The sequence below is a fragment of the Phyllobacterium sp. SB3 genome, from assembly GCF_040009165.1.
In the GTDB taxonomy this organism is placed as follows: domain Bacteria; phylum Pseudomonadota; class Alphaproteobacteria; order Rhizobiales; family Rhizobiaceae; genus Phyllobacterium.
Genome location: NZ_JBDYKI010000005.1, coordinates 247,091 through 269,742 on the forward strand (window position 1 = coordinate 247,091; position 22,652 = coordinate 269,742).

General features: G+C 57.9%; 22 protein-coding genes, 1 tRNA gene and 1 pseudogene. 17 read left to right on the forward strand and 7 right to left on the reverse strand.

The features are described 5' to 3' along the window. The first annotated feature begins 20 nt into the window (after positions 1 to 20). Entirely contained in the window at positions 21 to 443 is a 423-nt protein-coding gene (locus ABKW30_RS19985) for an MAPEG family protein (protein ID WP_348600672.1), read from the forward strand. On the opposite strand, the gene ABKW30_RS19990 is transcribed toward ABKW30_RS19985, so the two are convergent. Continuing rightward, positions 440 to 1,369: a LysR substrate-binding domain-containing protein gene (locus ABKW30_RS19990; RefSeq protein ID WP_348600673.1), complete on the reverse strand. Its 930-nt coding sequence runs from the start codon at positions 1,367 to 1,369 to the stop codon at positions 440 to 442. The genes ABKW30_RS19985 and ABKW30_RS19990 overlap by 4 nt on opposite strands. Positions 1,370 to 1,506: 137 nt before the next feature. On the opposite strand from ABKW30_RS19990, the gene katA reads away from it, so the two are divergent. The 8 genes from katA (at position 1,507) to ABKW30_RS20030 (ending at position 9,422) form a co-directional block, all read left to right on the forward strand. Further along, entirely contained in the window at positions 1,507 to 3,003 is a 1,497-nt protein-coding gene (gene katA / locus ABKW30_RS19995) for a catalase KatA (protein WP_348600674.1), read from the forward strand. A gap of 133 nt (positions 3,004 to 3,136) precedes the next feature. Then, positions 3,137 to 4,426 (forward strand): RsmB/NOP family class I SAM-dependent RNA methyltransferase, encoded by a 1,290-nt coding sequence (locus tag ABKW30_RS20000; RefSeq protein ID WP_348600675.1) that lies wholly within the window; start codon positions 3,137 to 3,139, stop codon positions 4,424 to 4,426. A gap of 38 nt (positions 4,427 to 4,464) precedes the next feature. Then, a complete protein-coding gene (locus ABKW30_RS20005) occupies positions 4,465 to 4,923 on the forward strand; it encodes a TspO/MBR family protein (protein WP_348600676.1) in 459 nt (152 codons plus the stop codon). Between the two features lies 1 nt (position 4,924). Then, a complete protein-coding gene (locus tag ABKW30_RS20010; RefSeq protein WP_348600677.1) occupies positions 4,925 to 5,566 on the forward strand; it encodes a 5'-methylthioadenosine/S-adenosylhomocysteine nucleosidase in 642 nt (213 codons plus the stop codon). A gap of 48 nt (positions 5,567 to 5,614) precedes the next feature. Further along, positions 5,615 to 5,875, forward strand: coding sequence for a type II toxin-antitoxin system HicA family toxin (locus ABKW30_RS20015; RefSeq protein WP_348600678.1), 261 nt, complete (start codon positions 5,615 to 5,617; stop codon positions 5,873 to 5,875). Continuing rightward, positions 5,872 to 6,201, forward strand: coding sequence for a type II toxin-antitoxin system HicB family antitoxin (locus ABKW30_RS20020; RefSeq protein ID WP_348600679.1), 330 nt, complete (start codon positions 5,872 to 5,874; stop codon positions 6,199 to 6,201). The genes ABKW30_RS20015 and ABKW30_RS20020 overlap by 4 nt, the downstream gene beginning before the upstream one ends. A gap of 107 nt (positions 6,202 to 6,308) precedes the next feature. Next, a complete protein-coding gene (gene guaA / locus ABKW30_RS20025; RefSeq protein WP_348600680.1) occupies positions 6,309 to 7,871 on the forward strand; it encodes a glutamine-hydrolyzing GMP synthase in 1,563 nt (520 codons plus the stop codon). Positions 7,872 to 8,165: 294 nt separating this feature from the next. Further along, positions 8,166 to 9,422 carry a tyrosine-type recombinase/integrase gene (locus ABKW30_RS20030; RefSeq protein WP_348600681.1) on the forward strand — a complete coding sequence of 419 codons (1,257 nt, stop codon included), beginning with the start codon at positions 8,166 to 8,168 and terminating at the stop codon, positions 9,420 to 9,422. On the opposite strand, the gene ABKW30_RS20035 is transcribed toward ABKW30_RS20030, so the two are convergent. Next, positions 9,388 to 9,672 (reverse strand): AlpA family phage regulatory protein, encoded by a 285-nt coding sequence (locus tag ABKW30_RS20035; protein WP_348600682.1) that lies wholly within the window; start codon positions 9,670 to 9,672, stop codon positions 9,388 to 9,390. The genes ABKW30_RS20030 and ABKW30_RS20035 overlap by 35 nt on opposite strands. A 378-nt stretch (positions 9,673 to 10,050) precedes the next feature. Between ABKW30_RS20035 and ABKW30_RS20040 the strand changes: the two genes are divergently transcribed. After that, positions 10,051 to 10,135 (forward strand) — tRNA-Leu (locus tag ABKW30_RS20040). Between the two features lie 108 nt (positions 10,136 to 10,243). After that, positions 10,244 to 10,966, forward strand: a complete 723-nt coding sequence (locus ABKW30_RS20045; RefSeq protein WP_348600683.1) for a sulfite exporter TauE/SafE family protein — start codon at positions 10,244 to 10,246, stop codon at positions 10,964 to 10,966. 218 nt (positions 10,967 to 11,184) lie between these two features. Here ABKW30_RS20045 and ABKW30_RS20050 read toward each other — a convergent pair. After that, positions 11,185 to 11,450: pseudogene (locus tag ABKW30_RS20050) on the reverse strand (transposase); the annotation flags it as partial. A gap of 388 nt (positions 11,451 to 11,838) precedes the next feature. Between ABKW30_RS20050 and istA the strand changes: the two are divergent. Together istA and istB are read left to right on the forward strand one after the other, a co-directional pair. Continuing rightward, positions 11,839 to 13,317 (forward strand): IS21 family transposase, encoded by a 1,479-nt coding sequence (gene istA / locus ABKW30_RS20055; RefSeq protein WP_348600684.1) that lies wholly within the window; start codon positions 11,839 to 11,841, stop codon positions 13,315 to 13,317. After that, a complete protein-coding gene (gene istB / locus ABKW30_RS20060) occupies positions 13,314 to 14,075 on the forward strand; it encodes an IS21-like element helper ATPase IstB (protein WP_348600685.1) in 762 nt (253 codons plus the stop codon). The genes istA and istB overlap by 4 nt, the downstream gene beginning before the upstream one ends. Positions 14,076 to 14,329: 254 nt before the next feature. On the opposite strand, the gene ABKW30_RS20065 is transcribed toward istB, so the two are convergent. Continuing rightward, positions 14,330 to 15,289, reverse strand: coding sequence for an AraC family transcriptional regulator (locus ABKW30_RS20065; protein ID WP_348600686.1), 960 nt, complete (start codon positions 15,287 to 15,289; stop codon positions 14,330 to 14,332). A 104-nt stretch (positions 15,290 to 15,393) separates the two neighbouring features. Between ABKW30_RS20065 and ABKW30_RS20070 the strand changes: the two genes are divergently transcribed. Further along, positions 15,394 to 16,575 (forward strand): serine hydrolase domain-containing protein, encoded by a 1,182-nt coding sequence (locus tag ABKW30_RS20070; RefSeq protein WP_348600687.1) that lies wholly within the window; start codon positions 15,394 to 15,396, stop codon positions 16,573 to 16,575. Between the two features lie 20 nt (positions 16,576 to 16,595). On the opposite strand, the gene ABKW30_RS20075 is transcribed toward ABKW30_RS20070, so the two are convergent. Next, positions 16,596 to 17,483 (reverse strand): LysR family transcriptional regulator, encoded by an 888-nt coding sequence (locus tag ABKW30_RS20075; RefSeq protein WP_348600688.1) that lies wholly within the window; start codon positions 17,481 to 17,483, stop codon positions 16,596 to 16,598. 119 nt (positions 17,484 to 17,602) lie between these two features. Between ABKW30_RS20075 and ABKW30_RS20080 the strand changes: the two genes are divergently transcribed. After that, the gene (locus tag ABKW30_RS20080; RefSeq protein WP_348600689.1) at positions 17,603 to 18,625 is read left to right on the forward strand and encodes an NAD(P)-dependent alcohol dehydrogenase; all 1,023 of its coding nucleotides are present in this window, start codon (positions 17,603 to 17,605) and stop codon (positions 18,623 to 18,625) included. A gap of 217 nt (positions 18,626 to 18,842) precedes the next feature. Here ABKW30_RS20080 and ABKW30_RS20085 read toward each other — a convergent pair whose 3' ends face one another. Beyond that, entirely contained in the window at positions 18,843 to 19,397 is a 555-nt protein-coding gene (locus ABKW30_RS20085) for a TetR/AcrR family transcriptional regulator (RefSeq protein ID WP_348600690.1), read from the reverse strand. A 677-nt stretch (positions 19,398 to 20,074) separates the two neighbouring features. Then, entirely contained in the window at positions 20,075 to 20,683 is a 609-nt protein-coding gene (locus ABKW30_RS20090) for a TetR/AcrR family transcriptional regulator (RefSeq protein WP_348600691.1), read from the reverse strand. 59 nt (positions 20,684 to 20,742) lie between these two features. Between ABKW30_RS20090 and ABKW30_RS20095 the strand changes: the two genes are divergently transcribed. Further along, the gene (locus ABKW30_RS20095; protein WP_348600692.1) at positions 20,743 to 21,141 is read left to right on the forward strand and encodes an NAD-binding protein; all 399 of its coding nucleotides are present in this window, start codon (positions 20,743 to 20,745) and stop codon (positions 21,139 to 21,141) included. 106 nt (positions 21,142 to 21,247) lie between these two features. Next, positions 21,248 to 22,549 (forward strand): alpha/beta fold hydrolase, encoded by a 1,302-nt coding sequence (locus tag ABKW30_RS20100; protein WP_348600693.1) that lies wholly within the window; start codon positions 21,248 to 21,250, stop codon positions 22,547 to 22,549. Positions 22,550 to 22,652: the final 103 nt, after the last annotated feature.

Here is a 22,652-nt window from a genome sequence, read left to right on the forward strand (position 1 = left end):
ACGGATAGCAGGAGCATACCATGTCGCAAACCCAAATTTTCTGGCCGATGATCGCGCTGACTTTCTTGATCTATTGCGTTTATCTGTTGCTTTTTCTTCGGCGCAGGCGTGCCGTCACGAGCGGACAGGCTAAAATTCAAGAATTCGTAATTCCGATTAATGAACCGGAGATCAGCGTCACAACGATCCGTAATCTTAACAATCTGTACGAAGTGCCGATGCTGTTCTACGTGGTTTGTCTGTCGCTTTATGCGGTCAATGGCGTGTCTTATCTTGCAGTGGTTATAGCTTGGCTATTCGTTGGTGCACGCCTCGCGCACACGCTCATCCATGTGACGACAAACCGCCTGCGCTACCGTCAGCCGATCTTCACACTGGGGTTCATTCTCAACGGCATTCTCTGGATCATTCTGGCAATGCATCTTCTGCTGCCACCTGTTTAAGCTGCGAGATCCGATAGTTCTTTCTCTGTAATCATCAACCGGCGGCTGCAATCCTTGATTGCGGTCGCGAGCGCCTGAAAGTCATCGCGCCGCTTGCTCTGTTTGCGCCAGATCAGGCCAATCTCACGGGCGGGCTCCGGATCGGCAAAGGATACAATGCGTACATTGTTCCGGCTTGCTTCGGTGCGGACAGCGATTTCCGGAATCAGCGTCAGGCCCATACCATGGCTGACCATTTGCAGCAGCGTCGCCAGACTGGTCGCCCCATAATTAACGAGCTGCCTTTGTTTCACGGTTGTGCAAACCGCCAGTGCCTGATCGCGAAGGCAGTGCCCTTCTTCCAGAAGCAGGAGGCGCTCTACCGCGACATTCTCCTGTGTCATCGGCGATGAAAGTATGTCCGTGTCATTGCTGGAGGTGGCGATGAGAAAGCGGTCGCGGAAGAGTGGCAAGGATGCAGTTCCTTCCCCGTCTATCGGCAAGGCAGCAATCAGCGCATCAAGATCGCCAAGCCGCAAATCTTCCACCAGCTTGGAGGTTACTGCTTCTCGCAACTCTATGGTGAGGTCCGGATATTCCCGATGCAGGTCGGGAATGAGGATCGGGAGCAGATAAGGGGCTATGGTCGGGATGATTCCCAACCGCAAGCGTCCCCGCAGCGTGCCTCGCTTTTCCAACGCCAAATCTTCCAGCGAGCGAATCTCATCGAGAATACTCTGGATTCTTGGAAGCAGCCTCCGCCCCATATCCGTCAGCACAACTGAACGACGCGTCCGCTCAAACAGGGTCGTACCAAGCCGCGTCTCCATCTCAGCGATCTGCGATGAGAGGGCAGGCTGCGATATACGCGCTACCTCTGCCGCTTTACGAAAGTGCAGAGTGGTTGCCAGAATATCGAAATAGCGCATTTGACGGACTGAAAACATGATAGGTAAATCCTATCAATAATAATTCTAAATACAATTGGAAACTATGATTGGAATAGTTCTATTGTAGGGACAGAAGCCAGCCGAAGCGTTGTGCTTGCCATTTCAGAGCTCGAAACAATTAAGGGAGAAGCCCCATGGCTGACCGTCCAGTATTGACGACGACTGCCGGTGCACCGGTATCAGACAATCAGAACTCCAGAACTGCAGGCGAACGCGGCCCGGTCCTGCTTGATGATTATCAGCTGCTTGAAAAGCTTGCACACCAGAACCGGGAGCGCATTCCTGAGCGCGTGGTCCATGCCAAGGGCTGGGGTGCATTCGGCACTCTCAAGATCACGGGTGATATTTCTAAGTACACCAAGGCAAAGGCGTTACAGCCTGGCACTGAAACACCATTGCTTTTGCGTTTCTCGACAGTTGCCGGTGAACTCGGTGCAGCAGATGCCGAGCGCGACGTGCGCGGTTTTGCGCTGAAGTTCTATACAAGCGAAGGCAATTGGGACCTCGTAGGCAACAATACGCCGGTGTTCTTCGTTCGCGATCCGCTGAAATTCCCGGACTTCATTCACACACAAAAGCGTCACCCGCGCACCAATATGCGTTCCGCTACTGCCATGTGGGACTTCTGGTCGCTTTCCCCGGAAAGCCTGCATCAGGTAACGATCCTCATGTCGGATCGCGGTCTGCCGATCGCTCCGATGTACATGAACGGCTATGGTTCGCACACCTATTCCTTCTGGAACGATGCGGGCGAACGTTTCTGGGTCAAGTTCCACTTCAAGACCCAGCAGGGCCACAAGTTCTACACCAATGCGGAAGCAGAGACCCTCATCGGCAAGTCACGCGAAACCTATCAGGAAGAACTGTTCGGCGGCATTGAGCGCGGCGAATTTCCGAAATGGACTGTACAGGTCCAGATCATGACGGAAGCAGAAGCCGAGCGGACCTCATACAATCCGTTCGACCTGACCAAGGTTTGGCCGCATGGCGAATTCCCGCCAATCGAGATCGGCGTGATGGAATTGAACCGTAACGCGGACAATTACTTCGCCGAAATTGAGCAGGCTGCCTTCTCCCCTTCAAACGTTGTTCCGGGCATCGGCCATTCACCTGACAAGATGTTGCAGGCGCGGGTATTCTCCTATGCGGATGCCCATCGCTATCGCCTTGGAACACATTATGAAGCGCTTCCGGTCAACCAGCCGAAATGCCCTGTCCATCATTACCATAAGGATGGCCAGATGAACTTCTTCGGCCAGAAGACAGGCAATGTTGACGCTTATTACGAGCCCAACAGCTTCTCCGGTGCAGTTGAGCAGCCATTAGCCAAAGAGCCGCCGCTGAAGCTTTCCGGTGATGCGGATCGCTTCAACCATCGCATCGGCAATGATGATTACGGTCAGGTGACCGCATTGTTCAATCTGTTCGATGCCGGTCAGCGTTCGCGTCTTTTCTCCAATATTGCTGCCGCAATGGGCGGCGTACCGGGCGAAATCATCGAGCGTCAGCTGGTGCATTTCGGCCTCATCCATCCGGAATACGAAGCCGGCGTTCGCGATGCCCTCAAGGAAGCGCATGGCTATGAGGCCAATGCAATTTCCAATGAGGAAAAGGAAGTCGCAGCCGAATAAGCAGTCTGCCTTCGCAAACAATAGAAAGCCGGGGTGCAAGCCCCGGCTTTCTTTTATTGGCGCGGCCATGTATGCGACAATAAAAGAATTAGAAGCGCTCTAAGGCACAGCCAGAGCCATATAAGGAATTCATATGCGACTTGGCGGACGCCTGCAGGCGGCAATCGAAGTTCTCGAAGATATTGAAAACCGCAAGCGCCCGGCCTCGGATGCCTTGAAGGATTGGGGACTGTCGCATCGTTTCGCCGGAGCGGGTGATCGTGCTGTCATCGGCAATATAGTCTATGACGCATTGCGCCGTAAATTATCGTTGGGCTGGCGTATGGACAGCGATGCAGCGCGCCATATTGCTTTTGGCGTTTTGCTTTCCGATGCAGAATTGAACAGCGCCGATATCAACACCGCGCTTGAAGGTGACAAGTTTGCCCCCGAACCGCTTGACGCTGATCGGTTGGCCATCTGGGAAGTGCGCGATCTGAACTCAGCGCCCGATTACGTTCGTGCCGATGTGCCGGAATGGTGTGTTCCGCATTTTCAGGCAATCTTCGGCGACAAGTGGGTCGAGGAGGCTGCTGCCTTGAGCGACAGGCCGCCCGTCGATCTGCGGGTCAATACGCTGAAAGCCGACCGCGAAAAGGTGCTCAAGGAACTGGCCCGTGCCGGCGCAAACCCTGCACCTTTGCTGGAAACGGCCATTCGTGTCCCGCCTCTGCGCGCCATGGGCCGTCATCCGAATGTTCAGGCAGAGCCAGCGTTCCAACGCGGATTGTTCGAAGTACAGGATCTAGGCTCGCAGATTGCAGCCAAGCTCAGCAATGCCAAGCCGGGGGAGCAGGTATTGGATTACTGTGCCGGGGCAGGCGGCAAGACGCTCGCTCTTGCTGCAGTGATGAACAATAAGGGCCAGATACACGCTTATGATGCTGAACGGGCGCGATTGGCACCTATTTTCGACCGCCTCAAACGGGCAGGGGTGCGCAATGCGCAGGCGCATGCCAACATAGGCGACCTTGCCCAGTTTGAAGGCCAGATGGATCTGGTTCTTGTTGATGCGCCCTGCACCGGCTCAGGTACATGGCGGCGCAGACCGGACGCAAAATGGCGATTGAGCGAACAGCAGCTGGAACGCCGCGAAGTGGAACAGCGCCAAGTGTTGGATGCCGCCAAGGCCTACGTAAAACCGGGTGGGCGGCTGGTCTATATAACCTGTTCGCTTTTCGCGCCTGAAAACGGCAATCAGATATCTGCCTTTTTGGCTGCAAACGAAGAATACAGCGTGGTGGACAGCCAGCCAATCTGGGCTCAGTCCGTGTCGGAAGATGCGGAATTGAGGCCATTGTTCAAGGACGGCACGACAATCCTTTCGCCGTTTTCAACATCAACAGATGGGTTCTTCATTTCTGTTCTCAGACGGGAAAAATAGCGCTACAACCAGCGGCAGTCATTCACAGGATGGTTCCTATGTCCCGCTCTATGGTGCTTTTGCTGTTCTTGGTTTTGGTCGTCGGTGGTGGACTTGCAATAGGGTATATAACGCTGCCGGGGGAATGGTATGCGAGCCTCGTCAAGCCGTCGTTCAATCCGCCGAACTGGATTTTTGCTCCAGCCTGGACCATCCTCTATGTACTTATAGCGCTGGCGGGCTGGCGCGTATGGGATCGTGGCCTGACCTCATCGCAGCAATTCTGGTGGGCGCAGCTGATACTCAATTTCCTTTGGTCGCCCAGCTTTTTCGGATTCCAGCAGATGGGCCTCGCGCTCGTCGTGATCGTGCTGCTGCTCGTATCAATAATCGGCTTCATCAAAGTCAGCTGGAATGCTGAACGCACGTCGGCAATACTTTTCCTTCCATATCTGGCATGGGTGGCATTTGCGACCTTGCTCAATGCATCGCTTTATTGGCTGAACCCGGCAGGTTGAAATGTTCGATTATATTACTCCGATTGCTGGCAAACGCGTTTTGTTTGCCATGGCCGCCACAGCGGAATACGGCCACCACCTGCAAAAACTGTTCACGCCGTTGATTACCGGTGTCGGCCCTGTGGAATCCGCGGTAAGCGTTTCATCCGTTCTGGCCCATCTTGGTGCCATATCCGCCTTGCCTGATCTGGTGGTTTCGCTCGGTTCGGCAGGTTCGCGCATTCTGGAGCAGACGGAAATCTATCAGGCGACCAGTGTTTCCTATCGCGACATGGATGCGTCGCCGCTCGGCTTTACCAAGGGTGCCACGCCATTTCTCGACCTGCCCGTGAAGCTGCCGCTTGATTATCGCATTCCCGGCATCAAGGAAGCTACGCTTTCCAGCGGCGCCAATATCGTTTCAGGCAAAGCCTATGACCTTGTTGATGCGGATATGGTGGAGATGGAAACCTTCTCGATTCTGCGCGCTTGCCACCACCACCACGACATTCCGTTGATTGGCTTGCGCGGTATTTCCGATGGTGCCGAAGAACTTCAGCACCTTGGAGACTGGACGGAATATCTCCACGTGATTGACGAGAAGCTGGCCGTGGCAGTCGAGACCATGGCAGGCGCAATCGAGGAGGGAACAATTTCAATCTGATTTTTTACAACGCTATATTTTATTGATACTGAAAAGTGATACTATTATATGAAGCTCAATAGAAAGCATGCGGAGACGCTTGCAGCAATCTTCGCTGATCCTGTTCTTGCAGGAATTGTTTGGCGGGATATCGAAGCACTGTTCTTGGCCTGTGGCGCTGAGATCGGTGAAGGAAGCGGGTCTCGCGTGCGCGTTGCATTGAACAATGTGCGTGCTGTGTTCCATCGCCGGCATCCGCAAAAGGAAACGGATAAAGGCGCCGTAAAGTCAGTCCGGCGTTTTCTACAGGAGGCAGATATAAAGCCATGACGACCATGCATTATAAGGGCTATGAAGCAGTCATCGAATTCGATGAAGATGCAGATATTTTTCACGGCGAGATTGTCAATCTGCGCGATGTCATAACCTTTCAGGGCGCATCTGCCTCAGCGCTAAAGAAAGCCTTTGCTGAATCCGTTGAGGACTATCTCGAGTTTTGCAAACAGCGCGGTGAAGAACCGGAGAAGCCGTTTTCAGGGCAGTTCGTTGTTCGCACGGAGCCCATCCTGCATAAGGCCATTTCAAGCGCCGCTCGACGTGCCGGTGTAAGCTTGAACAAATGGGTGGTTGCGACCCTTGAACGCTCCGTGCGCTAGCGGCTTGCGTCACGCTTTTCACCCACCCTGTTAACAATCGGAATCAGTTTGTCAGTAGGCTCCAGCAACCCATTGCGTCGACTCGACATTTGCTTTAAAGGCCCGCCATGAACACTCCCACTCATCCCGATACAGTCCTCATCGTCGATTTCGGCAGCCAGGTAACGCAGCTGATTGCGCGTCGCGTCCGCGAAGCCGGTGTCTATTCCGAGATCGTTCCCTTCCAATCTGCTCAGGAAGCGTTTCATCGCATCAAGCCGAAAGCTGTCATCCTGTCCGGCAGCCCGCATTCGACGGTTGATATCGGCAGCCCGCGCGCGCCGCAGGATGTCTTCGATGCCAATGTTCCGGTGCTCGGCATTTGCTATGGCGAGCAGACCATGTGCGCCCAGCTTGGCGGCAAGGTCGAGAGTGGTCACCATCGCGAGTTCGGGCGCGCGTTCCTTGATATTCAGGAAGAATGCGCACTGTTTGATGGCGTATGGGCAAAGGGTACTCGTCATCAGGTTTGGATGAGCCACGGCGATCGTGTGGTCTCCATCCCCGAAGGCTTCAAGGTCGTCGGTACATCGACAGGCGCCCCTTTTGCTGCCATCGCTGACGAAGCCAGAAAATACTACGCCGTACAGTTTCATCCGGAAGTCGTGCATACGCCGGATGGCGCGAAGCTGCTCCAGAATTTCGTGCATAATATTGCCGGTATCGAGAGCGACTGGTCCATGTCGGCCTATCGCGAGAAGGCTGTCGATCTCATCCGCAAACAGGTTGGTGACAAGAAGGTTATCTGCGCCCTTTCAGGCGGCGTCGATTCGTCCGTAGCCGCTTTGCTCATCCATGAGGCGGTTGGCGACCAACTGACATGCATCCTTGTTGACCATGGACTCATGCGCAAGAACGAGGCAACTGATGTGGTCGCAATGTTCCGCGAGCACTACAATCTGCCGCTCATTCTGGTAAATGCTCAGGATCGTTTCATCGGCGCGCTTGAGGGCGAAAGCGATCCGGAGAAGAAACGCAAGACAATCGGCAGGCTTTTCATCGAAGTCTTTGAGGAAGAAGCCAAAAAGCTCGGCGGTGCGGATTTCCTCGCACAAGGTACGCTCTATCCCGATGTGATCGAAAGCGTTTCCTTCACCGGCGGGCCATCAGTGACGATCAAGTCGCATCACAATGTTGGCGGCCTGCCTGAACGCATGAACATGAAGCTGGTCGAGCCGTTGCGCGAACTCTTCAAGGATGAAGTGCGTGTGCTCGGCAAGGAGCTTGGCCTGCCGGATCATTTCATCGGCCGTCACCCGTTCCCGGGTCCGGGTCTTGCAATCCGTTGCCCGGGCGGCATCACCCGCGAGAAGCTGGAAATTCTGCGCGAAGCAGATGCGGTCTATCTCGATGAAATCCGCAAGGCCGGGCTCTATGACGTCATCTGGCAGGCATTCGCCGTTCTTCTGCCTGTCCAGACAGTCGGTGTCATGGGCGATGGCCGGACTTATGAGTTCGTCTGTGCGCTACGTGCGGTGACCTCGGTTGATGGTATGACTGCAGACTTCTATCACTACGATATGAGTTTCCTTGGCCAGGCCGCGACGCGCATCATAAACGAGGTCAAGGGTATCAACCGCGTCGTTTACGACGTTACCTCGAAGCCGCCGGGCACAATAGAGTGGGAATGATTCAGACCCATCCGAACGCCGCCGACTTTACGCTCCGGCACGATCTAAGCTACTGAAAACAAAAATTAAAGTATCCTGTGCCTATCGACATCTATCGGTGGGCATAGATGGCGTTTGGCGGCCTCGCTGACGGGCCTCACCCCCATTGATCAACCGGAAAAACGAAAGTACCGTCAGGTCAACCGAGGCCAATGACGGTACTTTTTTCGAACTAATACGCTAAAATATAAGCGTTTTCGACGACATCGGCCTGCAAAAACCGCGTGACGGTACTTTTCCGCGAGGAGGCCCGAAATGTTGACCGATGCAGCACTCAAGTCTTTGAAACCAAAAGCCAAAATGTACAAGGTTTCCGATCGTGACGGCATGTATGTGCGCGTCGCGCCGTCGGGCGCCATCTCGTTCAGGCTCGACTATCGGCTGAACGGTAGGCGGGAGACCGTCTATCTCGGCAGATATGCCCGTGATGGAATATCGCTCGCCAGGGCTCGCGAGCTATGCATCGACGCGCGGCGCGCGATCACCGAAGGGCGTTCTCCCGCCATCGAGAAGCAGCGGGACAAGCGCCGGATCAAGGAGGCAAAAAGTTTCGGCCAGTTCGGCGAGAAGTGGCTAACTAACGCTACCATGGCCGACAGCACGCGCGCGATGCGTCGCTCCATCTTCGAACGCGAACTCATGCCCGTCTGGCGAAATCGTCTCCTGACGGAGATCACACCGGATGATTTACGCACTCACTGCGGCAAGATCGTCGAACGGGGCGCGCCTGCAACTGCTATCCATGTCCGGGATATCCTGAAGCAGATCTACGGCTTTGCCATTCTGCACGGCGAGAAGGTCGCCAATCCGGCCGATGACGTCGGTCCAGCCTCGATCGCTACCTTTACGCCGAAGGACCGCGCGCTCTCGCCCGCAGAGATCCGCATCATGTTCAAGCAGCTCGAGCATGTTGCGACGTTGCCAACGATCCGCCTCGGTATGAAGCTCTACCTGCTCACCATGGTCCGGAAGAGCGAGTTGCAGGATGCAGTCTGGGACGAGATCGATTTCGACAACGCCGTCTGGACCATCCCGAAGGAGCGCATGAAGCGGTCGAAGCCGCACAACGTCTACCTGTGCCGACAGACGTTAGACATCATGATCGCGCTCAAGACCTGCTCCGGCAACTCCCGATATCTTTTACCGTCCCGGTACGACGCGGACGCGCCAATGTCTCGTGCGACCTTCAATCGGATCACCTACTCCGTCGTCGAGCGAGCCAAGAAGGAGGGGCTGCCCCTGGAGCCATTCACGGTCCATGATCTGCGGCGGACGGGGTCGACGCTACTAAATGAGCTGGGCTTTAACAGCGACTGGATCGAAAAGTGCCTGGCGCACGAGGATGGGCGTTCGTCGCGCGGCGTCTATAACAAGGCTGAGTATGAGGTGCAGCGTCGGCATATGATGCAGCAGTGGGCGGATACCGTGGACGCCTGGATCGACGGTAGGAAGTATGCTCCCACGCTTTTGCCGCAAGCTATGCCCTTGATGGAGCTTGATCCCGCCCTTTGATAGGGCGGGTTTTACGCTTGGTGACATCGGGGTGTTGGGCGCGCCGGATCGGCGCAGCCCGCCGCGCCATCAGCCAAGCCTCGACCTCGGCCAGGTCCCAAACGATACAACGTGGCGAGAGCGCGAACCGGCGGGGAAACTCGCCACGCTGCTCCATTTCATAAATAGTGCTGTCAGCCATCGGCACCATCTCGCGCAACTGCTGCCGCCGGATTGTTCTCCGAATTGGCGTAGTTTCGATCTTTGCCATGCTCAACCTCCTGCATTGCTAAGGCGATTGAGACTGATAGATGCTGATACTGGAAGCCCCTTCAAAACGCCGTGCGGTGTTTTCGGGCTGTAGCGTACACATCGGCGGGTTCTTCCTGGCTGCTAGGTGCAGCACAAGGGCTAACAGGCGCTGATGGACAAGCTCGAAACGTGTGGAGCCCGCTACGAGGGGACGCATTTGGTAACGCGACTCCCTCAAAAAGTGGTTTGTCTACCAATCCACAGGAAAACACGACGAGTTGAAGACTGCGTGGTTTCAGAGGGTTGTGAAGGAAGGAAAAGAGGATGACGGTATTCTGTTTTCGCTCTAGGTGCAGTATAGGTGCAGAGAGCGGCGGCTAGAATCGGTGGCAAATGTGCGGGTGTCGTGAAACTGGTAGACGCGCTGGTTTCAAAATCCAGTTCCGAAAGGAGTGTCGGTTCGATTCCGACTACCCGCACCATAAATCTCAGTTGCTGATCTCCCAATCGGGATCGTGAGAGCTTATGTGCGCGGGATAACTGTCTCCCAGTCATCGTTGTAACTGAATTAGGCTTCTGAGGGCTTGCGTGTGGGTCTCGTTTTTATCCTTGTTGTAGGTCTCTTGGCGGGGGTGGTCAGCGGCATCATTGGCACTGGCTCATCGATCATGCTTGTGCCAGTTCTGGCCTACTTCTACGGACCCAAGGAGGCAGTGCCGATAATGGCGGTTGCCGCCGTCATGGCGAACGTCTCCCGCATTCTCGCGTGGTGGCGGGAAGTCGATGTACGAGCCTTCCTCGCTTATGCAGTGGGCGGTGTGCCGGCGGCGGCTATAGGCGCACGCACGATGTTGGTGCTGCCACCGCGTGCCGTCGATCTTGCCATCGCTGTGTTCCTCCTCGCGATGATTCCTGCCCGCCGCTGGCTTGCCGCTCACCTCGTCAAACTGCGGCTACCTCATCTGGCGTTCGCCGGGATAGCGATCGGCTTCCTGACGGGAATCGTGGCCTCCACAGGCCCCGCTTCCGTGCCTGTGTTTCTTGGCTACGGCTTAACGAAGGGTGCGTTTATTGGGACGGAGGCTGCGGCCTCATTGGCGGTCTATGTAACTAAGACGCTAACGTTTCAGGGCTCGGGTGCGTTGCCCATCGACGATATCCTGAAGGGACTCACGGTGGGTGCTTCGCTGATGTTGGGGTCTTTCATTGCCAAGCCCTTCCTCCTGCGCCTTCCCGCTGAGACGTTTCGACACATCATGGATGCGCTATTACTGACATCGGGGATCAGCCTGCTTTGGGGAGCGGTCGCGTAGCCCTATCCGGCAAGCGCGACGCGCACTGCACCTGGGGCGACGCCCGTAGCCACCAAAATGGCTGTTGGTTAGACCCACATCTCTCACGACGCTGCCCTCGTCCTTTGCAACAGGCCCGTTTGTCGCGTACCGACATGCAGACGTTGACCAATGAGGCATCCGAGCGGGGCCGAGGCGGCCGATCTGAAACGCCGGCGGGGTCGAACTAGCGCGCTGTGAATCTCATTGCCCTGTCGCAGCTCACGAACCTCGCGCTCCAGCGCCTTCACCTTGTCGGCAACTTCGGTCGGGACGCCAGCCCGCTTGCCACTATCGACCTCCGCCTTCTTCACCACTCATGCAGCGTCTGCGGAACGCAGCCGATCTTTCCCGCGATCGACACCACCGCCGCCCAGCGGGAAGGATAATCGCGCTCGTGATCGACAACCATCCCCACCGCCCGCTCGCGGACCTCGGGGGCAAATTTGTTCGTTGTCTTGCTCATACAGGCTCCACCTTCTCAGATCCCATGAGGAGTGGAGACCGGCCCGCGCTGTGACAGAGTTGGCCACCAAAGTTGCTGGAGACCAATCATGACTGCGATAGCTGACGGACTCGATGCGCCTGCCGCGTTCCGCGTAGATCTCGACACAATTTTTGTCAGCGGCTTTGGGAGGTCGTCGGCCTAGCTGCCTCGCGACAATCAGGATGAGACTCCAGCGTCAATCAAGATGAGACTCCTTTTGGGGCTGTCGGCGTAGGGCGTAGCCCGGAGCCGACAGCCCCAAAAGGAAGCCCCTTCGAAGGGCTTTGGTGGTCGTGACCGGCCTACATGCGGGCTTTTCCTTGAGGGAAGAGCCCGGGTGAGCGGTCGACACGTCAACGATCATCAAATGAGGCTCTTCATGAAACATCGTCAAAGCGACCCGCTACCTGTGGCGGCGGCCAAGGCCGGTATCAGCCGGGCGACCGCCTATCGGCTGCTCAAGGACGGGCATCTTCCGTCGCAGGAGGCGGAGCCACGTGGTCGGCGGCGACCAGACCCGCTGGCAGAGATCTTCGACGCCGAGATCGTCCCGCTTCTCAAGGAGGCGCCCGGGTTGCGGGCAATCGCCATATTCGAGGAGATGCTTCGCCGGCATCCAGACCTTTCGCCCGGCACCCGGCGCACTATGGAGCGGCGCATCCGGACATGGCGTGCGCAGCATGGCGAGGACCAGGAGGTCATCTTCCGTCAGACCCACGAGCCCGGCCGTATGGGCCTGTCGGACTTCACCGATATGGGCGACCTCGATGTGCCCGTCACTGTCGCAGGCCAGCCGCTCAAGCATCTGCTCTATCACTTCCGGCTGGTCTGGTCGGGCTTCGAGCACGCCCACGTCATCCTTGGCGGTGAGAGCTATGTCGCCTTGGCCGAAGGGCTGCAGAATGCACTGTGGGCGCTGGGCGGCGCCCCGGGTCTGCATCGCAGTGACAGCCTGTCGGCCGCATTCCGCAATCTCGACGCCGACGCCCGAGCCGACCTGACGCGACGATATGATGCGCTGTGCGAGCATTATGCGATGGAGCCGACGCGTAACAATCGCGGGGTCGCCCATGAGAACGGCGCTATCGAAAGCCCTCACGGCCATCTCAAATATGCCGTGAACGACGCGCTGTTGATGCGCGGGTCCGGCGACTTCACGGATCTGGCGGCCTACCGCGCATTCATCGACGAGATCGTTGCGCGCAAGAACCGGCGCAATGCCGCCCGGATCGATGCCGAGCGCGCGACGCTGCAGCCGCTCCCCCAGCTTCGCACCGGCGACTATGAGGAGAGCATCGTCCCGGTCACCTCGACCAGCAGCTTTACGCTGAAAAAGGTCTTCTACACGGTCCCGTCGCGCCTCATTGGCCACAGACTTCGGGTTCGCCTGTATGATGATCGGCTCGATCTCTTCCTTGGCGCGACGCGTCTCATGACGCTCCGTCGCGGACGAACGGCCGGCGACGGCAAGCACGGACACGTCGTCGACTATCGGCACGTCATCCACAGCCTGCGGCGCAAACCCATGGCGCTGATGAACCTGGTCTACCGCGACCAGATCTTTCCGCGGGAAGCCTATCGCCGGACGTTTGACCGTCTCGTCGAACAACTGCCGGAGCGTGCCGCCTGCAAGATCATCGTCGAGTTGCTCTCGCTCGCCCATGAGCGGGGCTGCGAAGCGGAGCTAGCCGACGTTCTGGCAACGGATCTGGAGGCCAGGCGCCTGCCCGATCTCGCGTGGCTTCGAGCACGCTTCTCGCCAGACCCGGCCAGTCTGCCAGTCGTCTTGGTCCAATTGCCCTCGCTTGCCGTCTACGACAACCTACTGACGGGAGCGGCCGCATGAACCCCGCTGTCGACACCCAGCGCCTCGCCTTCATCCTCAACGAACTGCGTCTGCCCGCCATCAAGCAGGCCTGGCTTCAATTCGCTGAACGCGCCGACAAGGAAGCGTGGCCGGCCACCCGCTTCCTCGCCGCGCTCGCCGAGCACGAGATCGCCGAACGCGACCGGCGGCGCATCGAGCGACACCTATCAGAAGCACGCCTGCCACCAGGGAAAACCCTCGACACCTTCGACTTCACCAACGTGCCGATGATCTCCAAGGCGCACATCATGGCGCTCTGCGCTGGTGACAGTTGGCTCGAAAAGGGCGCCAACCTCATCATGATTGGCGGACCTGGCGGCGGGAAGAGCCATCTCGCCGCCGCGATCGGCATGGCACTCATCGAGGCTGGCTGGCGCGTCCTGTTCACCCGCACCTCGGATCTCGTCCAGAAACTTCAGGTCGCGCGACGCGAGCTCGCCCTCGAAAGCGCGATCGCTAAGCTCGACAAATATCACCTGCTGGTGCTCGACGATCTCGCCTACGTCACTAAGGACCAGGCCGAAACGTCCGTCCTCTTCGAACTGATCAGCGCCCGCTACGAACGCCGATCAACCCTCATCACTGCCAACCAGCCATTCGGCGACTGGTCCCGGGTTTTCCCGGATCCCGCCATGACGCTCGCCGCCGTCGATCGCCTCGTGCACCATTCCACCATCTTCGAGATGAACGTCGAGAGCTACCGACGACGCGCTGCTCTCCAGCGACAATCAACTTGAGACGCCAATTGTCGCGGAGCGGCAATCAACACCAAACTGTCCTTGCATTGCCTGTCGCGCCGCGACAATCTCGCTCTAGTCACGGCCGCAGAGTCTCATCCTGATCGCCGCTACCGTCTCATCCGGATCGCCGCGCAATAGCCTAGCGGGAAAAGTGGAATTTTCAGCCGACCGCCTGCGATTTACTTCGCAACCGCCATACCCAGACGCGTCCGTTATCTCTCGATAGGCAGAAGTTGAATATCGAGGCAGCCTCAGGGGCGTAGAGGCGGTTTTGGCCGATAGTGGCTTGGTGGAAAGCCAAGGACTCGTTTGAACGATCGACTGAAAGATGCCTCCGAGTCGTACCCCAAGCGCGTAGCAATTGCTGAAATCCGGGCGCTGTCTGAGATGATCCAGTGTCGCGCCTGGCACATACGCAAGTGCGCCAGATATCGAGCGGGGGTTGTTCCTACAACAGCCGCGAATTTGGCCGCGAAGCTTGAGCGCGACGCACCCATCAACGCCGCCAGACTTTCGACTGTCCAGTTCGCTTCAAGGTCAGAATGGATCGTGGCTAGTACGTGACCGATCTCCGGATGGCGCACCGCCGCGATCCATCCGGTGTCGCCGCCGCAGCCATTTTCAATCCAGCCGCGGATGATCTGAGCCGCCAGGACATCCGCGAGGCGGGCAACGATGCCGCAGGCTCCCACGCGGTTGAGCGCGATCTCACTGGCCATCGCATGCAGGAGCGGCAAGGTGGCAGCTTCGTTTTTCATCATGGCCTTCGCATGCATCGTATCCGGCATCATCCGCAGCAGTGGATGATGCCGGTCCAAGTTGAACCTCATCGAACCATGAAAAAGAACCGATTCCTGCTTGTCTTCTGAAACCTCGCCGCCTTCGCCCCATATCGAGTCACATTTCCAGATCGGAAACGGAGGCGAGACGGCATCTGGGGCGCTCGCTAGCGCATGGGCGTCTCCACGGGGCAAGAGAACCGCGTCTCCAGCCGCCAATTCCAACCATTCGCCTTTAGCGGTACGCAGCCAGCAGGGGCGGCCACTAATGAAATGGAAATAGGCGTCGTCCTGGACAGGAAAAGAAAATGCCCAAGGGGCCGGCAGCAGTGCACGCCCGTATTCCACGCCGTCCAGACTTAGGCCCCGCAACATGCTCGTGAGCGGGTCTACGATCGGGTTCACACCAGGATTGGACGAAAGGTCAAGCATTGCGTTTTCTGTAACATGGAAACGCCAAATGATCGAGCGCATAAATAACTGATGCCGGAGGGAGACAGCCCCGCGGCCGATCCCGCCACGAGAAGGGCCTTACGATGCCAGACCGTTCCCCAGACCCAACCAGACCCATCTCAGACGAAGCGCTCAAACTGCGCGTCGACGCCGTCATCAATGGCTCTCTGGCAGCCGGTCGTATTGTCGGGTCTGTTACCTTGGTCAGCGTCGAGGGCCGAATCGTGTTCAAGCGCGCAGCTGGTCTTATGGACCGGGAAGCGACCGTGCCGATGACAGATGACGCCGTGTTTCGCCTCGCGTCGGTCTCCAAGCTGTTCGTCGCCACGACCGGGATGACCTTGGTCGGCCAGGGCCGCCTCGCCTTGGACTCCACTGTCGACACGTTCCTCCCTTGGTTCCGTCCTCGCATGATCGATGGAAGCGAAGCATTGATTACTATCAGGCAACTGCTGACCCATACTTCGGGTCTGGGGTACGGCTTTCTGGAGCGGGATGATGGCCCCTACCATGTCTCAGGGGTATCCGACGGGATGGATCGATCAGTATTGACGTTGGAGGAGAACTTACGCCGGCTGGTCTCCGTACCTCTTCTCTCAAAGCCCGGCTCAGCCTGGACCTATTCCCTGTCGACCGACGTTCTTGGAGCAGTGATCGAGGCCGTGACCGGTCAGACCCTGCCCAAAGCCGTGAACGACCTTGTGGTCCGACCCCTCGGCCTTTCCGCAACCGGTTTTGGTGTCCCTGATCCGGTTAGGCTGGCCACCGCCTATGCGGATAGTGCGCCTCGTCCCCGGCGGATGACGGACGACGACCTTCTTCCGACGGCGCCGGGTCTGGCCGGCGTCGCGATGTCTCCCGCCAGGGCGCTGGATTCTGAAAGCTTCCCTTCGGGCGGCGCCGGAATGGTCGGGACTGCGGCCGATACATTGCGCCTGTTGGAAGCGCTGCGACTCGGGGGGGGCCCCTTGATGCCGCAGAATGTCGTTGAAGAAATGGGCAAAGACCAAATCCCGGACCTTGACGTTGCTGGATGGGCGGGCTGGGGTCACGGACTGGGCTTCACCGTGCTTCGGGATCCAGCCGCAGGAGGAACGCCAGAGTTCGCCGGTACTTGGCGTTGGGGTGGCGCATATGGGCATTCCTGGTTTGTTGATCCCGTCAGCAAGTTAACCGTGGTTGCCTTCACCAACACTGCTTTTGAGGGCATGTCCGGCGGTGGACGCTTCCCGGTCGACCTGTGCCGTGCCGTATACGGACAATAACTTCGGTCTCGGGCTCCCGGTCATAATTTCACGCAATTTATGAAGGCACGCATGGCCGCAGGCATGTGCCTGCGGCTGGAGTAGTAGAGGTGGAAGCCCGGCATCAGACCGCACCAGCCTTCGAGCAGCCGGACGAGGGTGCCGTCGACCAGGTATGGCTGCGCCACGACTTCGGCCACGTATGCGATGCCGACGTCTCGCGTCGCCGCAGACACCAGGAGATTGGTGTCGTTGGCTGTCAGCACACTTTCGACCTCCACGGTCGCCTTCCCCGAAAGACCGTCGAAGCTCCAAGGGAACAAGGTGCCTGTGCTGTCCCACTTATAGGTCACGCAGCGATGGTGGATGAGATCCGTAGGAACGTGCGGCTTTGGGACCCTCTCCAGGTAGCGAGGGGACGCCACGACGGCCATGCGGAAGTCGGGCGTGAGTCGGACGGCTACCATGTCAGGGCTGACCTGGGTGCCGATCCTGATTCCCGCGTCGAAACCGCGGGCCACGATGTCGGTGATGTTGTTGTCGAGCACCAGGTCGATACGTACTTCTGGGAATGAGTTTGTGAAATCGAGCAGTTTCGGCAAGATTATCGCTGTGGCCGCTGCCTGCGGCAGGTTGACGCGAACTGTTCCCCTCGGATTCGCCTGAAAGCTACCCACGTCCCGAAGCGCGGCCTCCATCTCCCCGATCATCGGTGCGATCCGTGATTGTAGTGCCGATCCCGCTTCCGTCGGAGCGACGCTTCTCGTCGTCCGGTTCAGTAATCGGACACCCAAACGCTCCTCGAGCGAGCGCACGGTGCGACTGAGGGCAGAAGGGGACATCGCGAGCCGCAAAGCTGCGCGTCGAAAACCACGCTCCTCGTAGACTGCAAGGAACGCCTTGAGCTCCCCGAACTCGGCTGCATCCATTATGCTCTCCAGTCGCAACACGTCGTGCCGATAATGACTCCTAATCAATACAATGCATCTATTCTAAATGGAAGCAATCCGGGTTTAATAATTCCCGGCCCTTGATCGGAGTAAAGTGCATGTCGAAAATGAAGCGTTGGGAGATAGATGCAGTAGGGCGTGAGCATCTTGCACTCAGGGAGGTACCAGTACCGGTCCCGTCCGCGAGCGAGGTGCTGGTTAAGGTCGGCGCCGTCGCGCTCAACTATAGAGATAAGATGGTGATTGAGACCGGCCGCGGTTTGCCGCTGCGTTTCCCGTTTACGCCCGGCTCAGACTTGTCCGGGGAAATCATCGCGTTGGGGGCAGGTGCATCGCGCTTCGGCGTTGGCGATCGGGTGATTTCGACCGCAACCCCCGACTGGATCGACGGCCTGCGTCCGGGGACGGCGCGGACGCCAGCCTACCAGACGCTAGGCGGCTTCTATCCGGGCGTGCTGGCGGAGTATGTCGCCATGCCGGAGGCCTGGTTCGTTAAGGCGCCTCGTACGCTGGAGCACTGGCAGGCGTGCACGCTGCCGGTGGCCGGGTTGACCGCATGGTTCGCACTCGTGGAACGCGCTGGGGTGCGGGCCGGCGACACCGTGTTGATTCCAAGCACGGGCGGCGTTGCCCTATTTGGCATGCAGATCGCCAAAGCGAGTGGTGCCGAACTGATCGTTTGTGGCGACCCGGAGAACGAGGATCGCGCCAAGGCGCTCGGGGCAGATCACTACATTTTCCGTCATCGAGAGGATTGGATGGAAGAGGTTTATCGCATCACGCGCGATCGGGGCGTAGACCATGTTCTGGAAGTGATCGGGGGTTCGCATCTCGGCCAGTCCGTGCAACTCACCGCTGTCGGCGGGCACATCTGTCAGATTGGCGCGCTGAACGGCTGGGACATCAGCGCACCAGCGATGCCGCTTATGCTTAAAGACGTGACAATCCACGGCATAGGCACGGGAAGTCGGGCGGCGCTGGAACGCTTGGTGCGCGCCATCGACAGAACTGCTCTGATCCCCGTAGTGGATTCACGCTATCCGCTTAGCGAGCTTTCCGCCGCCTACGAACATCTCGATCGCGGTCCTTTCGGCAAGGTAGTAATCGACGTGGAGGCATGATTCTCTTTGCCACTCTATTTCGCTCGGGCGTACGCGTAGGCAAGTATCGACCAACTATCTTCAATCTCATAGGCATACAAAAACAGGTGCCTGGCGTAGATGCCCGGCCCATCTTCGAAGCCAGCGTTGCAGGCAAGATATATCGCGGCGTTCATAGCGCGTTAAGATCAGGATTTCACTAGCGCGGAACGGAGACTTCGATGCTTGATCCGGCAAGTTAGGTTTGTTGCATTAAAGCGTTGAGCGTCAACTTTACTAATCTGCCCGCCTTGTGCCCGCTCGCACCGCTGACGACGGGGCTGTACGAAAGAGCTACGACTATCGCGACGATTTCCTCCGGCGTGCAAGGTAGCCGATGACCAGGGAAGAACGGACGCATGGCTTCGCCAATATTGCGCCAATTCTTGCTGAACAGCGCCGCGTAGCGTTCGTCAAGAGTGCCATTTCGCTGTGCCTGCTGCAATGCTTCGAACATCAGAACCGTCAAGCCTTGGTTCTGGCTGCGCCCCTCCGCCCAGTCCGCCACAATCTCGACCATTGCGTTTGGGGATGAAACTGACTCAATTTGCCTGATCAGTATGGGCGCGACCTGATCAGCCTGGCCGGCTATTATCTCTAAAAGGATGTCTTCCTTCGACGCGAAATGCGCGTAGAACGCGCCACGGCTGTAGCCCGCATCGTCGGAAATACCTTCGATTGTCGCCCCTGTATAACCTACACGCATAAAGGACTGCAGCGCTGCATCGAGCAGCTTTTTCCGCGTTTGCGCCATGCTCTCGGTGCGCGTCAGGCGTGGCTTTTTTGGACTGTCGACCTTCATTCCGAGACAGTAGCATTGATGTATGCGGATACATAGTGTATCTGAAATCTCACGCCATCTGAACCATGACGTAGAGGAGGATGTTCATGCCCAACCCTCGCGCCCGCCCCCTATCCCCCCACGCTACCATCTGGCGTTGGCAAATATGGGCGATCGCCTCCATCACACATCGAATAACAGGCGTCGGGCTCTCCGTCGTGGGAATGCTGATGTTCACCTGGTTTCTAATGGCTTTGGCTTCGGGCCCAGCTGAATACGCGGTCTTTTGTTCATTTGCTGGAAGCTGGTTCGGGCAATCAATTCTTGTGGGTCTTACGTGGGCAGTGTTCCAGCACATGGCCTCAGGCATCCGACATCTGTTCATGGATGCGGGCGCCGGCTTCGGCCTAACCGTTTCCGCCCGGTCGGCTGCCGCCACATTTGTAGTTTCGATAATTATGACCGCGGGGCTCTGGGCGTACGTTTGGATGAGGTAGGAATGAGACGTCGCGTACGCCGCGCCGCGCGTTGGCGAACCTGCCGAGTTGAAAGACGGTCTCTCGTGTTGCTGAGGAAAGTCGACCAATTTGGCTAACACCCTGCATCAAAATTAGGCGGCAAGTAACGTCGCATTACCACAGAAGGAGGTTCTAACTTGGCGTCCGAGCAATCAGCGGCAGGAAAATCTCGTCCACAATCTCATGGATGCTGCTGCTCGATAGGGGCTGAAGTGTCATGAGCATGTCATGACGGGCCAAATCGATGGGCAACGACGCAATGCGCGGTGTTATGCGCGCAGCATCGATTTCCCTGCGTTCGACGCCTCGAACCAAGATGTCAGTGACGACCCCACGCTCGCCGATCCTGCCGGTGAGGTCTGCCAAGTTCGAGCGGGCCTCGAGAAGATCCTCGCGCATGTCGAAAACAATCCGAAGCAGTTCTGGTCGCGCTCTGTCCGACAAGCGCTGGAGCAGCAGAATCATCTCGTCACGCACGCTACCCTGATCGGGCACGCTGATCGGATTGCGCGCCACATGGCGCGCAAGGGCTGCCGTGACGAGTTCGCCGCGACTTTCCCAGCGGCGATGGAGCACAGGTCGGCTCGTGCCTGCGCGCTTTGCAACGGTTTCGAGTGTCAGACCCAAATAGCCCTTGTCGGCGAGCTCCTCCCACGTCGCGTCCAGAATGGCTTCGTCCAAATCCGCTCCGCGTCGCCGCCGCGCCTTGCTGTTCATCATCACCCCAATAAGATGCACCATGCATCTTGACGTCGCCTCTATAAGATGCGCAGTGTATCTTATGCGAAGGAGCCGATGGTATGTCAAATGGCCCGACTTGTCCCCCGAAGGTTTTGATTTCAGGCGCGAGCGTCGCTGGCCTGACGTTGGCTTACTGGCTTAGCCAGTTCGGTTCTGACGTGACGGTTGTGGAGCGCGCGTCAGCTGTGCGTAGCGGTGGCTATCCCATCGACGTCAGGGGTAGTGCGATTGGCGTTCTCGAGAAGATGAGCTTGCTGCCCCAGGTCAACGCGGCGCACATCGATTCCCGCTCCATGACCTTCATCGACCGAAACGGAGACGCGGTCGGCAGCATCCCACCCTGTGTCGTGATGGGGAACGAGATCGGGCGAGACGTGGAACTCCCACGTGGGGCGCTCTCCGAACTGCTTTATGGCGCTCCGGATCGAGCAGGCGCGTCGAAGACTTTGAGGAGCTGATGGCCAATCATGCCGATACGTTCTGGATAGTTTCGCCGCTGGCTACTCCCATGCTTTGACGACGCCCAAGTCTTCACATGCCGCTGTTAATTAATGGAGATATATTGTGACAGAATCATCAAAACCCGACAATGGTCCGCAGAAGTCGCAAACCGTTCACTGGTTCGGCGATCAGATGAAGGGCGCGCCAAAAGTCTTCAAAGCGCCTTTCCTCGATATCCAGTTCGCCAAGACGATCGGTTGCACCTACTACAACGGCGCCGAGGTGGGCGAGTGCTATGAAACGGCCTCCCGCATCGTCGACGGGGATGTAGAGAGTTACAGCGTCGCGTTTCTCGCGACTGCCGAGCGCGTTGAGGCGATTGCCCGACATAGCAAGGATGGAGGTCACCTAGTCAGCGCCAGAGAAGCCTTCCTGCGGGCGTGCACCTACTGGCGGACCGGGTGCAATTTCCTTTCCCACGCAGATCCAAGGCATCGGTCGGCGATGCAGAGGCAGATCGACTGTTTCGTCGAAGCCGGAAGCCTCTTCGATCATCCGTTCGAAGTCCTCAGCATCCCTATCGACAATGAACAGACCGTCCCGGCCTATTTCCTGAGGCCTGACCACACCGACACGCAGCGTCCGACGCTTATCTGCATCGGCGGAGGTGATACCACGGCCGAAGAGGTATATTTCTGGGGGGATGGCGCGGCCGCTGTGCGCCGAGGCTACAACGCGCTGTTGCTGGAATTCCCGGGCCAGCGCGGCGCCTATTTCCGCGATAATCGCTCCATTCTGCGCCCCGATGTAGAGGTGCCCACACGCTATGTCGTCGACTATTTGATCGGGCGCGGTGACGTCGATCCGGAACGGATCGCCATCATCGGTCACAGTCAGGGCGGATATTTCGCACCCAGGGCTGCGGCTGGCGAAAAGCGCATCAGCGCTTGCATAGCCAACCCGATCGTTCCAGATCAACTGTTCGGATTCATGGGCGCTCTCGGGCTCGCTCCCGATCCGGAGGCGCCGCACGCGGACCTTGTCGCTAGCTTGCAAGAAGGCATGGCGAACAAGGTCAATTCTCCCCTGATCAGCAAGATGTTTGAGGACGATGTTTATGCCCGCTTCGGTGTCGACGGTGGCACTGTGTTCGACTTCCTGAGCAGCACCGTCGACTTCACCCTGTGGGGCTTGGAGCGCGAGATTAAATGCCCGGTGCTGAACATGTGCCCGGTCGCCGAAGGGGAGGTTGCGCATCAAAAATCTCGGCAGTTCTTCGACAAGCTGTCGTGTGACAAGGTTGAGCGCATCATCACCCAGGACGAAGGTGCGGAGCTGCACTGCTCAGTCAATGGGCCGAGTGTGAAGCATCAGATCGAGTTCGACTGGTTGGATGACGTCTTTGGAGAAGCCGCCCTTCGATAAGAACTACCAGATGTTTTCCCCGGGGATAATTGGCTCATACCTGATCCCCGGGGAGTGCACCGAAGCTCTATTCTGCCAGGGGCACGCATAGACGCAGCATCGG

Excerpts from the sequence above, each read along its gene's own strand:
- ABKW30_RS19985 (WP_348600672.1), top strand. The coding sequence starts at position 21 with ATGTCGCAAACCCAAATTTTCTGGCCGATGATCGCGCTGACTTTCTTG.
- ABKW30_RS19990 (WP_348600673.1), bottom strand. The coding sequence starts at position 1,369 with ATGTTTTCAGTCCGTCAAATGCGCTATTTCGATATTCTGGCAACCACT.
- katA (WP_348600674.1), top strand. The coding sequence starts at position 1,507 with ATGGCTGACCGTCCAGTATTGACGACGACTGCCGGTGCACCGGTATCA.
- ABKW30_RS20000 (WP_348600675.1), top strand. The coding sequence starts at position 3,137 with ATGCGACTTGGCGGACGCCTGCAGGCGGCAATCGAAGTTCTCGAAGAT.
- ABKW30_RS20005 (WP_348600676.1), top strand. The coding sequence starts at position 4,465 with ATGTCCCGCTCTATGGTGCTTTTGCTGTTCTTGGTTTTGGTCGTCGGT.
- ABKW30_RS20010 (WP_348600677.1), top strand. The coding sequence starts at position 4,925 with ATGTTCGATTATATTACTCCGATTGCTGGCAAACGCGTTTTGTTTGCC.
- ABKW30_RS20015 (WP_348600678.1), top strand. The coding sequence starts at position 5,615 with ATGAAGCTCAATAGAAAGCATGCGGAGACGCTTGCAGCAATCTTCGCT.
- ABKW30_RS20020 (WP_348600679.1), top strand. The coding sequence starts at position 5,872 with ATGACGACCATGCATTATAAGGGCTATGAAGCAGTCATCGAATTCGAT.
- guaA (WP_348600680.1), top strand. The coding sequence starts at position 6,309 with ATGAACACTCCCACTCATCCCGATACAGTCCTCATCGTCGATTTCGGC.
- ABKW30_RS20030 (WP_348600681.1), top strand. The coding sequence starts at position 8,166 with ATGTTGACCGATGCAGCACTCAAGTCTTTGAAACCAAAAGCCAAAATG.
- ABKW30_RS20035 (WP_348600682.1), bottom strand. The coding sequence starts at position 9,672 with ATGGCAAAGATCGAAACTACGCCAATTCGGAGAACAATCCGGCGGCAG.
- istA (WP_348600684.1), top strand. The coding sequence starts at position 11,839 with ATGAGGCTCTTCATGAAACATCGTCAAAGCGACCCGCTACCTGTGGCG.
- istB (WP_348600685.1), top strand. The coding sequence starts at position 13,314 with ATGAACCCCGCTGTCGACACCCAGCGCCTCGCCTTCATCCTCAACGAA.
- ABKW30_RS20065 (WP_348600686.1), bottom strand. The coding sequence starts at position 15,289 with ATGCTTGACCTTTCGTCCAATCCTGGTGTGAACCCGATCGTAGACCCG.
- ABKW30_RS20070 (WP_348600687.1), top strand. The coding sequence starts at position 15,394 with ATGCCAGACCGTTCCCCAGACCCAACCAGACCCATCTCAGACGAAGCG.
- ABKW30_RS20075 (WP_348600688.1), bottom strand. The coding sequence starts at position 17,483 with ATGGATGCAGCCGAGTTCGGGGAGCTCAAGGCGTTCCTTGCAGTCTAC.
- ABKW30_RS20080 (WP_348600689.1), top strand. The coding sequence starts at position 17,603 with ATGTCGAAAATGAAGCGTTGGGAGATAGATGCAGTAGGGCGTGAGCAT.
- ABKW30_RS20085 (WP_348600690.1), bottom strand. The coding sequence starts at position 19,397 with ATGGCGCAAACGCGGAAAAAGCTGCTCGATGCAGCGCTGCAGTCCTTT.
- ABKW30_RS20090 (WP_348600691.1), bottom strand. The coding sequence starts at position 20,683 with ATGGTGCATCTTATTGGGGTGATGATGAACAGCAAGGCGCGGCGGCGA.
- ABKW30_RS20095 (WP_348600692.1), top strand. The coding sequence starts at position 20,743 with ATGTCAAATGGCCCGACTTGTCCCCCGAAGGTTTTGATTTCAGGCGCG.